This is a genomic window from Mycobacterium sp. (assembly GCF_035653355.1).
In the GTDB taxonomy this organism is placed as follows: domain Bacteria; phylum Actinomycetota; class Actinomycetes; order Mycobacteriales; family Mycobacteriaceae; genus Mycobacterium.
Map to the genome: position 1 here is coordinate 1 of NZ_DASRBZ010000425.1, position 12,511 is coordinate 12,511.

Here is a 12,511-nt window from a genome sequence, read left to right on the forward strand (position 1 = left end):
TTCCCAGCACGTTCGCCACGTCGGCGAACGGCACCCCGAATCCGTCATGCAGCACAAACGCGACCCGTTGGTCGGGGCTGAGCCGCTCGAGGACAACCATCGCCGCGTAGCGAGCGTCCTCGTTGGCGACCACCGTCGACAGCGGATCGGCATCGTCGAAACCGGTCACTATCGGTTCTGGAAGCCATTGGCCAACATAGGTTTCCCGGCGGTGCACGGCCGAGCGCAACCGGTCAAGGGCCAGCCGGCTCACCACCGTGGTCAGCCAGGCACGCAGGTCGCGGATGTCCGCGTCGTCGGTAGCGTTCCAGCGTAGCCACGCCTCCTGGACTATGTCTTCGGCGTCGGCCACCGTCCCGGTCAGCCGGTAGGCGACCGCCAGCAGATGCGGGCGCAACGCTTCGAACTCGTCTACCTGCTGAACGGAAGTCACCACCCGAGCGTAACGTTCGCGGGGATGACCTCAGACCTCTCTGCGAAGGCGAACCGCCATCTGTGGGGCCATTTCGCCCGGCACGGCGCGGGCGTCACCCCGCCGATAATCGCCCGCGGCGACGGCGTCACCATCTGGGACGACCGCGGCAAAAGCTACCTGGACGCCCTCTCGGCGCTGTTTGTGGTGCAGGTCGGGCACGGTCGCCAAGAACTTGCCGACACTGCCGCGCGGCAGGCCCGCACGCTGGCGTATTTCCCGCTGTGGTCGTACGCCACCCCGCCCGCCATCGAGCTCGCCGAGCGTCTCGCGGGCTACGCACCGGGCGATCTGAACCGGGTGTTTTTCACCAGCGGCGGCGGCGAGGCCGTCGAAACCGCGTGGAAACTGGCCAAGCAGTACTTCAAGCTCACCGGCAAACCCGGGAAATACAAAGTGATTTCGCGGGCGGTCGCCTACCACGGGACCCCGCAGGGCGCGCTGGCGCTGACCGGCGTGCCGAAGTACCAGGCGCCGTTCGAGCCTCTGACGCCGGGCGCCGTGAAGGTGCCTAACACGAACTTCTACCGCGCCCCCGAACCGCTGCGCGACGACGTCAAAGCCTTCGGCCGGTGGGCCGCCGACCGGATCGCCGAAGCGATCGAGTTCGAAGGGCCCGACACCGTCGCTGCCGTGTTCTTAGAGCCGGTGCAAAACGCCGGCGGCTGCATCCCCCCGCCGCCGGGCTACTTCGAGCGGGTCCGCGAGATCTGCGACCACTACGACGTGCTACTGGTCTCCGACGAAGTGATCTGCGCCTACGGGCGAATCGGGTCGATGTTCGCATGTGACGACTTCGGTTACGTGCCCGACATGATCACCTGCGCCAAGGGCCTGACGTCGGGGTACTCGCCAATCGGCGCGATGATCGCCAGCGACCGGTTGTTCCAACCGTTCGACGATGGCACCACGATGTTCCCTCACGGCTACACCTTCGGTGGGCATCCGGTGTCGGCGGCGGTCGCGCTGGCTAACCTCGACATCTTCGAGCGCGAAGGCCTCAACGACCGCGTCAAGCACAACGGTCCCAGGCTGCGCGCCACGCTGGAAAAGCTCTACGACTTGCCGATCGTCGGAGACGTCCGCGGGGAGGGCTACTTCTACGCCATCGAACTGGTCAAAGATAAAGCGACGCGGGAAACATTTACCGCAGACGAGCGCCGGCGGCTGCTGCCACGAATGTCCTCGGCGCTCTTGGACGCCGGGCTGTATTGCCGAATCGACGAGCGCGGCGATCCGGCGATCCAGCTGGCGCCGCCGCTGATCAGCGGCCAGGCCGAGTTCGACACCATCGAATCGATCCTGCGCAGTGTGCTGACGGCCGCTGTCTGAACACTTCCGCTTGTCACTTGCGCAACACTAGCCACAGCTCCGCAGAATTCCGTCGCTGATCGCCTACTCTGCTCAGACGATGGCCTTCCTACGACCCGCGTCATGCCTGGCAGCCGCGCTTTTGGTGGCGCCCACGGTGCTGGGTCTGCCCGTCGCGGCCGCCGAGCCCAATGCTGGACCGGCGGCTGGAACCGACGCCTGCCGGTACAAGGTCGCCACCCCGCCCGCGGTCGACTCCTCGGAGGTCCCCAAGGCCGGAGATCCGCCGGCGCCACTGCCGGTGCCCAGCTCGCCGGTTGGGGGCAACGCGCTGGGCGGCTGCGGCGTCGTCACTGCGCCCGACACCCCGCCGGTCCCGGGGGACATCTCCGCCGAGGCCTGGCTGGTCGCCGACCTCGACAGCGGCGCGGTGATCGCCGCCCGCGATCCCCATGGCAGGCACCGGCCGGCCAGCATCATCAAGGTGCTGGTCGCCATGGCGTCGATCAACGAGCTCAACCTCAACAAGGCCGTGGACGGCACCCCGGAGGACGCCGCCGCCGAGGGCACCAAAGTCGGCGTCGCGCCCGGCGGGCGCTACACCGTCAACCAATTGCTACACGGGCTGCTGATGCATTCCGGCAACGACGCGGCACACGCGCTGGCCGTGCAGCTCGGTGGTATGCAGACCGCGCTGCAGAAGATCAACGTGCTGGCGGGCAAGCTCGGCGGACGCGACACCCGCGTCGCCACACCTTCCGGGCTCGACGGACCCGGGATGAGCACCTCGGCCTACGACATCGGCCTGTTCTACCGCTACGCCTGGCAGAACCCGACATTCGCCGACATCGTCGCCACCCGCACCTTCGACTTCCCGGGCCACGGTGATCACCCGGGCTACCAGCTGGAAAACGACAATCAGCTGCTCTACAACTATCCGGGCGCGCTGGGCGGCAAGACCGGCTACACCGACGACGCCGGGCAGACCTTCGTCGGTGCGGCCAACCATGACGGGCGCCGGCTGGTGGCGGTCTTGCTGCACGGCACGCGCCAGCCGATCGCGCCATGGCAGCAGGCGGCCCATCTGCTGGACTACGGGTTCGCCACCGCGCCGGGCACCCGGGTCGGCACACTCATCGAGCCCGATCCCGCGCTGGTAGCACCGAAGCCGGATACCGCTGCCGATGACGCCGGTGCCGCCGCAAATGCCGCAGGGATCATGCCGGCCACCGACGCGATGCCGGTGCGAGTGGGAGTAGCCATCATCGGGACCATCATCGTGTTCGCCTTGATCATGGTGGCGCGGTCGCTGAACCGTCGGCCGCAGCACTAGTCACTCGCAGGCTCAACCGCCTCGGCCGATAACGGGTGCGATGAGTTTTGCCGCCGCGCCGGGTCTATATACGTGACGCGATCGCAGCGTTAGTACACGTCCGACCGCGCTGGGCCACATTGGCCCACCAGAAGTCCCCGCACCCGCGGGGACTTTTTCATTTTTCGGAGGGAGATCGAATCGTGGCAACCATCGCGGGCAAGACGGTGCTCGTCACAGGCGCTGGCCGCGGGATCGGACGGGCACTGGCCGAAGAAGCGGCACGCAGAGGTGCGACGCGCGTCTATGCCGGTATCCGCCGACCGGCAGACTTCTCCGATCCGCGGATCGAGCCGTTGACCGTGGATGTGACCGACCCGGAGCAGATTCAACACGCCCTGGCAAGAGTCGGTGATCTGGATGTGCTCATCAACAACGCCGGCGTAGCGCTCTATGACGACCTCAGCGATCGTTCGATCCTCGAACAGCAGTTGGCGGTCAACCTTTTCGGCACCTATGACATGACCAAGGCCTTCCTGCCGCTGATCATCCGATCGCGCGGTGCAATCGTTAACAACTTGTCGGTCAACGCGTTGGCACCGTTGCCCCTCATCCCGGCGTACTCGATCACCAAGGCGGCTTCGTTCAACATGACCCAGTCGCTGCGCGCGTTGTTGGCTCCCCACGGTGTGCGTGTCCACGCCATTCTGACCGGTCCAACGGACACCGATATGACGCAAGGCCTCGACATACCGAAAGCATCGCCGGAGTCCGTCGCGGCAGCCGTGTTCGACGGCATAGAAGCCGAGGCGGAAGACATCTTCCCCGACGCCGTGTCGCAATCCATCGCGCCGGCCTGGCGCACCGGCGCCGCCAAAGCGCTCGAGCGCCAATACGCCGAACTGCTCGCACAAGCACCGCCCGTCGCCGTCGGCGACTGAGGCCCGAGAACGACTGGAGGACACCATGACCGACGTATCCGGCAAGACCGCTCTGGTCGTCGGTGCAAGCCGCGGACTGGGCCATGGGATCGCGACCGCTCTGGCTGACGCCGGCGCGTCGGTGATCGCAATCTCCCGCAGCGCAACGACGTTTCCCAAGCCGTCCCGCGGCGCGGGCACCATCGAAGCCGTGGTCGCCGATGCGGCTGACGCGTCGCTGCCAGGCAGCGTTCTGGACCGCTACGATCCCGAAATTCTCGTTCTGGTGGCCGGGGCAAGCCCGCTCGTGCGTCCTCTGCAGCACCAAACCTGGGAGACCTTCTCGGCGAACTGGAACAGCGACGTGCGGATTGCGTTCCACTGGCTGCGCGAGACGTTGCTCAAGCCGTTGCGACGCGACAGCAGGGTAATCGTAATCAGCAGCGGCGCAGCGCTGGCCGGATCGCCTCTCAGCGGCGGATATGCCGGCGCGAAGGCCACCCAGCGCTTCATCACCGGTTACGCACAAGACGAAGCGAACCGCGGCGACCTGGGCATCACGTACACCGCCCTGATGCCCGCATTACTCCGCTCACCGAACTGGGTCGCCCTGCCGTGCAGGCGTACGCGGCTCGCAGCGGCCTGTCCGTGGACGAATATGTCAAGCAGTTTGGCGAACCACTCAGCCCACAGACTGCCGGCGCCGGCGTCGTCGAGCTAGTGCGGACGGATGCCGCAGCCGTTGCGCCCGGCTATCTACTGGCCGGCGTCGGGCTGCAAAAGCTCGCATGACCCCAAAACCGTTGAACCACAAGAAAGGCGACCTTCACCATGAAGACACCCCCGATAGTGTCGGCACAGGAATGGGACACCGCGCGTCGGCAACTGCTGGTAAAGGAAAAGGAGGCCTTCCGCGCCCACGATGCGCTGGCCGCCCAACGCCGCCGGATGCCGTGGCTGGCCGTCGAAAAGCATTACCAATTCGACGGACCCGATGGCAGGGCCACCCTGCTGGACCTGTTCGACGGCCGTCGCCAGCTGATCGTCTACCGGGCGTTCTTCGAGCCAGGGGTCGACGGCTGGCCCGAACATGCCTGTCGCGGCTGCTCCATGATCGCCGACCACGTCGGTCACCTGGCGCATCTGAACGCCCGCAACACCACCCTGGTGTTCGCCTCGCGTGCATCCCAGCCTGACATCGCGCGCCTCAAGGCGCAGATGGGATGGCAGATGCCCTGGTACACCATCACCGATGACTTCGATAAAGACTTCGGCGTGGACGAGTGGCACGGGACCAACGCGTTCATCCGCGACGGCGAACGGGTGTTCCGCACGTATTTCATCAACGGCCGCGGCGACGAGGCACTGGGCAACACGTGGAGTTACCTGGACATGACTGCACTTGGACGCCAAGAAGATTGGGAGGATTCACCGGAAGGCTATCCGCAGACCCCGCCGTATGTGTGGTGGAACTGGCATGACGCCTATGGCGACGAGCCGTCGCAGTGGTGGGAAGACCCCGAGCCGGGAGAGCGCGACCCCAATGACCCGCGGCCACCACGCAGGGACACCTGACGGTAAGACTCTATTGTGATGCCACCGCTAGGCCAGGAAGGATCTGAGCGATGCCAGTCACCAGCGCTGACGATTTCGCGCAGCTCACCGAACAGTATCGGTCTGAGCTGCTGGCGTACTGCTACCGCATGCTCGGATCCCTGGACGACTGCGAGGATCTCGTGCAGGACACGTACCTGCGCGCGTGGCGGTCCTATGAGGGGTTCGAGGGCCGTTCCTCGGTTCGATTGTGGCTCTATAAGATTGCGACGAACACCTATCTGACCGCGCTGCAGACGCGGAGACGTCGTCCTCTCCCTTCTGGGCTGAGCGCACCGGCGGACAGTGCGGCAGCGACGCTCGCCGCGCCAGCGTCCGACATCCCGTGGCTGCAACCGGCCCCGGACAGCCTGCTCTATGGTGCTACCGACGATCCCGCTGTGGTCGCGTCTCACCGCAGCACCGTCCGCTTGGCGTTTGTGGCTGCACTGCAACACTTGTCGCCCCTCCAACGCGCCGTTCTGGTGCTGCGCGACGTGCTGGGCTGGCAGGCCCGAGAAGTCGCCGAGATGCTCGACACGTCCACGGCCGCCGTGAACAGCGCACTGCAACGCGCCCGTTCGCAGTTGGACCAGGCCCGCCCGATCCTGGATGAGCTCGCCGAACCGACCGAACCCGCAGTGCGTGATTTGCTCGACCGCTACATGGCGGCGTTTGAACACGCCGACATCGACGAACTGGCCGAGCTGCTCCGCGCCGATGTCGAGGTCGAAATGCCTCCCATTCCAACATGGTTCGCGGGGCGGGACGCGGTGTGCGGATTCTTGGCCCGAGTCGTGCTGCATACGCCGGATCAATGGCGGCTCACCTACACGCAGGCTAATGGCGCTCCAGCATTTGCTATGTACAGGCGCGCACCGGACGGATCCTTCCGGGCCAGCGGCCTCGATGTGTTGTCGCTTGCCGGTGGACGCGTCGCGCGCATCGTCGCGTTCAACGACCCAACGCTAGTCGCAAGGTTCGGCCTGCCCGAGACGTATCTCGTCGGGCCGCCCGCGGCACCCATTTGAGTGGGGCCCGTGTCCGCCACCGATGAGCTATCTGTATTGGCCGAGGCGAGCCGTTACCTTTTCCACAGCCTGCTTTTGGTCCGCGACACCAACCTCTCGGCTCCCACGCCCTGCCAGGAGTGGGATCTGCGCCAGCTGTTGGGCCATGTCCGTACCTCGTTGGAGGAAGTCGCCGACGTGCTCGCGGTGCCGGAGGTTGATACCGGCGGCGGGTCGTACCCGAAGCCGGAAGCCGGCATCGATTCGATCAGCCTGCTGCGGGCTGGGATCGTCGACTTATTGCTCGCATCGGCATCGCTACCGACCGCCGGCCGGTGGTGTGAGATCTGGGGCCGATACCTTCCGGCCACCATCGTTGTCTATGTTGCAGCAATCGAAATGGTCCTGCATGCCTGGGACATCGCGCAGGCATGCAGGGTCGAGCGCCCCATTCCCGCCGATCTTGCTTCGGCTCTGCTGGGGGTGTCCCCACCGCTTGCTGATGCCGCGGTAGCCGGGCATTTGTTCGGCGAGCCTCTGGCAGTGGCGGCCAACGCCACGGCAAGTGACCGGCTACTTGCCCTTTTCGGCCGGCAAGCGGCGCCGAGCGCGCGATGATAAACCCGCCAGCGTCCGCAGTAGGCTGGTCACTCCTGACGAGCCGGCCCGAGTGATCCAGCTGCTGCGCAGTCGCGTCCCGGTCAACGGCGATGGATAACCTTCGGGGGTGGCAAATAGGGCGCTGGCAGTGGGGCTCACCGCGGCAACGGTGGGTGTTATCTACGGCTATGACATTTCCAACATCGCCGGCGCACTGCTGCCCATCACCAACCAGTTCGACCTGACCACGCGACAACAGGAACTGATCATCACCGCCGTGGTGATCGGTGAGATCGTCGGCGCCCTCGGTGCTGGTGTGCTGGCCAATGCGGTCGGACGAAAGAGGTCGATGGTGCTGGTGGTGGCGGGCTACGCGGCCTTCGCGGTGCTGGCCGCGCTGTCGGTTTCTGTGCCGATGCTCCTGGTGGCGCGGTTGCTGCTCGGCGTAACCATGGGAGTGTCCGTGGTGGTGGTACCGGTCTTCGTCGCCGAGTCGGCACCGGCCGCCGTCCGCGGTTCCCTGCTGGTGTCCTACCAAGTAGCGACCGTCGTCGGCATCATCATCGGCTACCTGGGGGCCTATCTGCTGGCCGCTTCGCACAGCTGGCGATGGATGCTGGGACTGGCCGCCGTACCTGCCGCGGCGGTATTGCTGCTGATGCTGCGATTGCCCGACACCGCCCGTTGGTATCTGCTCAAGGGACGCGTCGGCGAGGCCCGCGAGGCGTTGCGGCGGGTGGAGCCGAAGGCAGACGTGGAACGCGAACTCGCCGAAATAACTTGCGCGCTGGCTGAAGAACGCGGCGCCACGATCGCCGAGATGCTGCAACGGCCGTATCGGCAGGCCACCGTCTTTCTGATTGGGCTCGGCTTTTTCATTCAAATCACCGGCATCAATGCGATCGTCTACTACAGCCCGCGGCTGTTCGAGGCGATGGGCTTTCACGGCAATTTCGCGCTGCTTGTGCTGCCAGCGCTGATTCAGGTCGCGGCTTTGGCTGCGGTAGTGGTCTCGCTGGTTCTGGTCGACCGGTTGGGCCGCCGGCCGATTCTATTGTGCGGCATCGCCGTGATGATCGCCGCCGACGCCATGCTCATCGGTGCCTTCGCTACAGCAACAGGCGGTGCATCGATGTTGGGTTTCGTCGGTGTGCTGCTCTTCACGATCGGATTTACCTTCGGCTTCGGCGCGCTGGTGTGGGTATATGCGGGTGAGTGTTTGCCGTCCCGCCTGCGGTCAATGGGCTCCAGCGCTATGCTCACCGCCAACCATGTGGCCAACGCGATTGTCGCCGGTGTCTTCCTGACGACGCTGCATTCACTGGGTGGTGCAAGGACTTTCGGAGTATTCGGTGTGTTCGCAGTGGCCGCGTTCGCGTTCGTTTACCGGTTCGCTCCGGAAACCAAGAGCCGACAGCTTGAGGAGATCCGGCACTTCTGGGAGAACGGCGGTCACTGGCCCGCCGAGCCGGTCCGTGCGAGGATGAGTGGGCTGCCATGACTGTGATCGCCGCCGGCACAATCGTTCTCGACGGCCGAATCTGCCGGCCCGGGTGGTTGACTGTTTCAGGTCGACGCATCAGCGATTGCGGCAGCGGCTCGCCGCCGCGCCCACCCGATGTCGATCTCCCTGAAGCAACCTTGGTTCCCGGCTTCGTCGATATGCATGTGCACGGCGGCGGCGGCGCCTGGTACACCGACGGGCGTGGCGACGAGATCGCCGCAGCATCAGCATTTCACCGCCGACACGGCACCACCACCACGCTGGCCAGCCTGGTCACCGCATCACCTGAAGACTTGCTGGACGCCGTTCGTGGGCTCGCCGATGCCACCCGGGCAGGCGTCATCGCCGGCATCCACCTGGAAGGGCCGTGGCTGAGCCGGGAGCGATGCGGGGCGCACGACCATGCGCAACTGCGTCACCCCGACCTCGCCGAGATCGACGCCGTGCTTGCCGCCGGTGACGGCGCGATCCGGATGGTGACACTGGCACCAGAACTTCCCGGCAGCGCCGCCGCGATCAGCCGCTTCGTGGATGCGGAAACCATTGTTGCCGTTGGTCATACGAATGCAACGTATGAGCAGACATGCGAGGCCATTGCCGCGGGCGCGACGGTCGGTACGCACGTGTTCAATGCGATGCGCCCGCTGCACCACCGGGAGCCCGGCCCAGCACTGGCCCTGCTGCAGGATCCAACGGTGACGCTCGAGCTGATAGCTGACGGCCTACATGTCCATCCTGCTCTGGTGCGTGCGGTGATCGAAGCCGCAGGGCCCGACCGCGTCGCGTTAGTCACCGATGCCATCGCTGCCGCCGGTTGTGCCGACGGCTCGTTTCGGTTGGGAACCCAAAAGATCGACGTTGTCTCGGGCGTAGCATGCGTGCACGGGACTTCCACGCTTGCCGGCAGTACCGCCACAATGGATCGGCTCTTTCGCACCGTGGCGGGGTTGGCTTCCTATCCCGATGACGGGTTGACCGCCGCCGTGACGATGACGTCGACAACACCGGCTCGGGTGCTCCGTCTCGACCACGTCGGCAGCCTGCGAGCCGGTCTGGACGCCAATGTCGTTGTGCTGAACCAGGAGCTGCGGGTCAGCGCCGTCATGGCCAACGGCGCCTGGGTGAGCGACTAATCCGACAACACCGCCGCTTCTCACATGCGGTCGCGCCGCCCCGTCACATTGGTGATACCACCGGGTGGCCACCATTAAAACCGTTAGGGCACCGGGCAGTTGATAGCATCGGGACCGTCGGCAATCGACACCGGACTAGGGGCGCCGTACCCGGCCAGCGACAAGACGGCGCTGCGGAGGCGCGCGATGGCTTGGCTGATTCTCGTAGTGTCCGGAGTCCTGGAGGCGGTGTGGGCGACAGCGCTGAACAAATCCGACGGTTTTTCGCGACTGGCTCCATCGCTGGTTTTCGCCGTGGCACTGGTGTTTTCGATGGCCGGGCTGGCGTTGGCCATGCGCAGCCTGCCCACCGGAACCAGCTATGCGGTATGGGTCGGGATCGGGGCTGCGCTCACCGTCGGCTATGCGATGCTGACCGGCGATGAAGCCGCCTCGTCGCTCAAAGTCGTGCTGATCGCTGGTGTGATTGGCTGCATCGTCGGCCTGAAGCTGGTGAGCTGACCTCAAGGCAGCCGTCACCGGTCGCGGCGGCGCCCAAGCCGCGAAAGGCCCAGCGCAGCAACAGCTCCCAGTGCCGCCGAAGTTAATGCTTGCCGAGCGCTCAGACCTTCGTCGACTTGAACCCGTGGAGTGATCACCGCCGGCGCCGGCGGCGGCGCCGAAGCCGGCGCCGAGCGCACGTTGGTCGGCGACGTCGCCGCCCACGCGGTGGCGAACAGAACCAGCCGCGCCGTGATGTACGCGAACACCATTAAACCCAACACCGGACCGAACGCGGCACCGGCCGGACTGCGCAATACCGACCGCAAGTAAATCGACCCGATCAGCTTGAACACTTCGAACCCAACAGCCGCCAGCAGCCCCGCCCGCATCGAGGCGGCGAAGCTGACCGGCTCCCGCGGCAGCCGGGCGATCATCCACGTGAACAGCAGCCACGACACCAGCAATGACATCAACAGCGAAATACCCCGCAAGATGACGTCGAGCGCCAGGGCGTAGTGCAGGCCCAGCAAATTCAGCACCTTGGCCATCGGCGCGGCGTCCGCGAGTGCGGTCAGCGCGATAGTGGCCGCGATCGCCGCGAACGCGGACAGCATGGCCACCAGATCGGACAACTTGGTGCGGACGAACCCGGGCGATGTCACATGTTCTGCCCACATTGCGCTGAGCGCCTCGCGCAGATTCGCCATCCAGCCCAGGCCTGCCCACGCCGACCCGGCGAGGCCGATGATTCCGACCGAACTGCGCGACGCGATCGCCGAGTTCATCGCCTTGATCAGCTGCTTGCCGAACTTGTCGGACACCGCACTTCTGATCCGATTCTCGATCTCGGCCAACAAGTCCGGCTGGCGAGCCAGCAGGAACCCCGCAACCGCGAAACCGACCATCAGCAGGGGGAACAGCGAAAAGATCGTGTAATAGGTCAGGCCCGCCGCGAAGAAATTGCCCTTGCGGTCGTTGTACCGCTTGTTGGCGCGCATGACATGGTCGAACCACCCGTAGCGCGCCCGCACCCGATCGAGGAGCCCTGGTTTGGCCGCTTCGCTCATGCTGTCTAGGGCCGTGGGGGCAAGAAGCCGAGGCGGTCATAGACCCGCTGGACCGTTTTGCCGGCAACATCCTGGGCTCGCGCCGCGCCGGCGGACAGCACCGCCTCCAGTTCCGTTGGATCGGCCATCAATTCCTCGACCCGGTTCCTGATGGGTGTCACGAATTCGGTGACGGCCTGCGCGGTGTCTTTCTTCAAATCGCCGTAGCCGTGCCCGGCATAGCGCTCGACTAGCGTGTTCACGTCGACGCCGGTGACCGCGGACTGAATGGACAGCAGGTTCGACACGCCCGGTTTGGCGTCGGGATCGTAGCGGATCTCGCGTTCGCTGTCGGTTACTGCTGAGCGAATCTTCTTGGCGGACAACGCGGGATCATCGAGCAGGTTGATCAATCCGGCGTCCGTGGCCGCCGACTTGCTCATCTTCGACGACGGGTCCTGCAGGTCGTAAATCTTGGCGGTGACCTTCGGAATCATCACCTCCGGCACGACGAAGGTGTCCGGGAACCGGCTGTTGAACCGCTGCGCGACGTCCCGCGCCAGTTCGAGGTGTTGGCGCTGGTCTTCCCCGACCGGAACCAGTTCGGCGTCGTATGCCAGCACGTCGGCGGCCTGCAGCACCGGGTAAGTGAACAAGCCCACCGTCGTCGACTCGGCGCCCTGACGCGTGGACTTGTCTTTGAACTGCGTCATCCTCGACGCCTGACCGAACCCGGTGAAACAGCCCAGCACCCAAGCCAATTGGGTGTGGGCGGGTACGTGGCTCTGCACGAAGATCGTGCTGCGGTCAGGGTCGATGCCCAACGCCAGGTACTGCGCGGCGGTGATCAGCGTGCGGCGCCGCAAAACCTCCGGATCCTGAGGAACCGTGATCGCGTGCAGATCGACGACGCAGAAGAACGCGTCGTAGTCGTCCTGCAGCGCCACCCAGCGGGTGATCGCCCCCAGCGCGTTGCCGAGATGAAGCGAGTCGGAGGTGGGCTGCACGCCGGAAAAGACCCGGCGGGTTGGACTAGCGGTGCTCATGATGACTCGATCTTTTCACGCCGCCGTCGCCCCGCACTCCGTGTCCTTGCGGTACCGGCGGTATCACCTTACTGTCGGCAG

Annotated in this window: 13 protein-coding genes and 1 riboswitch; of the genes, 10 read left to right on the plus strand and 3 right to left on the minus strand. The window is 65.5% G+C overall.

Translation table 11 applies throughout. The annotated features are described in order from the left end of the window. A partial coding sequence (locus tag VFA16_RS14660) for a sigma-70 family RNA polymerase sigma factor (RefSeq protein ID WP_324968516.1) occupies positions 1 to 433 on the minus strand: 433 nt, incomplete at its 3' end. Positions 434 to 457: 24 nt separating this feature from the next. Between VFA16_RS14660 and VFA16_RS14665 the strand changes: the two genes are divergently transcribed. The 10 genes from VFA16_RS14665 to VFA16_RS14710 all read left to right on the plus strand — a co-directional run bounded on the left by VFA16_RS14665 (position 458) and on the right by VFA16_RS14710 (position 10,356). Continuing rightward, positions 458 to 1,804, plus strand: coding sequence for an aspartate aminotransferase family protein (locus tag VFA16_RS14665; protein ID WP_324968517.1), 1,347 nt, complete (start codon positions 458 to 460; stop codon positions 1,802 to 1,804). Positions 1,805 to 1,883: 79 nt separating this feature from the next. Continuing rightward, entirely contained in the window at positions 1,884 to 3,116 is a 1,233-nt protein-coding gene (locus VFA16_RS14670) for a D-alanyl-D-alanine carboxypeptidase family protein (RefSeq protein WP_324968518.1), read from the plus strand. 182 nt (positions 3,117 to 3,298) lie between these two features. Continuing rightward, entirely contained in the window at positions 3,299 to 4,036 is a 738-nt protein-coding gene (locus VFA16_RS14675) for an SDR family NAD(P)-dependent oxidoreductase (protein ID WP_324968519.1), read from the plus strand. Positions 4,037 to 4,061: 25 nt separating this feature from the next. Then, the gene (locus VFA16_RS14680) at positions 4,062 to 4,736 is read left to right on the plus strand and encodes an SDR family oxidoreductase (RefSeq protein WP_324968520.1); all 675 of its coding nucleotides are present in this window, start codon (positions 4,062 to 4,064) and stop codon (positions 4,734 to 4,736) included. Positions 4,737 to 4,846: 110 nt separating this feature from the next. Next, on the plus strand, positions 4,847 to 5,590 hold the full coding sequence (locus tag VFA16_RS14685) for a DUF899 domain-containing protein (protein ID WP_324968521.1): 744 nt from the start codon (positions 4,847 to 4,849) through the stop codon (positions 5,588 to 5,590). A gap of 50 nt (positions 5,591 to 5,640) precedes the next feature. Beyond that, positions 5,641 to 6,639, plus strand: coding sequence for a sigma-70 family RNA polymerase sigma factor (locus VFA16_RS14690; protein WP_324968522.1), 999 nt, complete (start codon positions 5,641 to 5,643; stop codon positions 6,637 to 6,639). Between the two features lie 9 nt (positions 6,640 to 6,648). After that, complete coding sequence (locus VFA16_RS14695; protein WP_324968523.1) at positions 6,649 to 7,236, plus strand: TIGR03086 family metal-binding protein; 588 nt, start codon at positions 6,649 to 6,651, stop codon at positions 7,234 to 7,236. A 109-nt stretch (positions 7,237 to 7,345) separates the two neighbouring features. Further along, on the plus strand, positions 7,346 to 8,719 hold the full coding sequence (locus VFA16_RS14700; RefSeq protein ID WP_324968524.1) for a sugar porter family MFS transporter: 1,374 nt from the start codon (positions 7,346 to 7,348) through the stop codon (positions 8,717 to 8,719). Continuing rightward, a complete protein-coding gene (gene nagA, locus VFA16_RS14705) occupies positions 8,716 to 9,855 on the plus strand; it encodes an N-acetylglucosamine-6-phosphate deacetylase (RefSeq protein ID WP_324968525.1) in 1,140 nt (379 codons plus the stop codon). Before VFA16_RS14700 ends, nagA begins: the two co-directional genes overlap by 4 nt. 111 nt (positions 9,856 to 9,966) lie before the next feature. After that, positions 9,967 to 10,030: riboswitch (guanidine-III (ykkC-III) riboswitch) on the plus strand. Between the two features lie 11 nt (positions 10,031 to 10,041). Continuing rightward, complete coding sequence (locus VFA16_RS14710) at positions 10,042 to 10,356, plus strand: multidrug efflux SMR transporter (protein ID WP_324968526.1); 315 nt, start codon at positions 10,042 to 10,044, stop codon at positions 10,354 to 10,356. Between the two features lie 14 nt (positions 10,357 to 10,370). Here VFA16_RS14710 and yhjD read toward each other — a convergent pair whose 3' ends face one another. Together yhjD and trpS are read right to left on the minus strand one after the other, a co-directional pair. Beyond that, positions 10,371 to 11,405 carry an inner membrane protein YhjD gene (yhjD, locus tag VFA16_RS14715; RefSeq protein ID WP_324968527.1) on the minus strand — a complete coding sequence of 345 codons (1,035 nt, stop codon included), beginning with the start codon at positions 11,403 to 11,405 and terminating at the stop codon, positions 10,371 to 10,373. Between the two features lie 5 nt (positions 11,406 to 11,410). Beyond that, positions 11,411 to 12,430, minus strand: coding sequence for a tryptophan--tRNA ligase (trpS, locus tag VFA16_RS14720; RefSeq protein WP_324968528.1), 1,020 nt, complete (start codon positions 12,428 to 12,430; stop codon positions 11,411 to 11,413). Positions 12,431 to 12,511 lie beyond the last annotated feature (81 nt).

What these genes read in the sequence shown, in the direction of transcription:
- yhjD (WP_324968527.1), bottom strand. Translation starts at nt 11,405, where the DNA reads ATGAGCGAAGCGGCCAAACCAGGGCTCCTCGATCGGGTGCGGGCGCGC.
- nagA (WP_324968525.1), top strand. Translation starts at nt 8,716, where the DNA reads ATGACTGTGATCGCCGCCGGCACAATCGTTCTCGACGGCCGAATCTGC.
- trpS (WP_324968528.1), bottom strand. Translation starts at nt 12,430, where the DNA reads ATGAGCACCGCTAGTCCAACCCGCCGGGTCTTTTCCGGCGTGCAGCCC.
- VFA16_RS14690 (WP_324968522.1), top strand. Translation starts at nt 5,641, where the DNA reads ATGCCAGTCACCAGCGCTGACGATTTCGCGCAGCTCACCGAACAGTAT.
- VFA16_RS14710 (WP_324968526.1), top strand. Translation starts at nt 10,042, where the DNA reads ATGGCTTGGCTGATTCTCGTAGTGTCCGGAGTCCTGGAGGCGGTGTGG.
- VFA16_RS14680 (WP_324968520.1), top strand. Translation starts at nt 4,062, where the DNA reads ATGACCGACGTATCCGGCAAGACCGCTCTGGTCGTCGGTGCAAGCCGC.
- VFA16_RS14685 (WP_324968521.1), top strand. Translation starts at nt 4,847, where the DNA reads ATGAAGACACCCCCGATAGTGTCGGCACAGGAATGGGACACCGCGCGT.
- VFA16_RS14670 (WP_324968518.1), top strand. Translation starts at nt 1,884, where the DNA reads ATGGCCTTCCTACGACCCGCGTCATGCCTGGCAGCCGCGCTTTTGGTG.
- VFA16_RS14665 (WP_324968517.1), top strand. Translation starts at nt 458, where the DNA reads ATGACCTCAGACCTCTCTGCGAAGGCGAACCGCCATCTGTGGGGCCAT.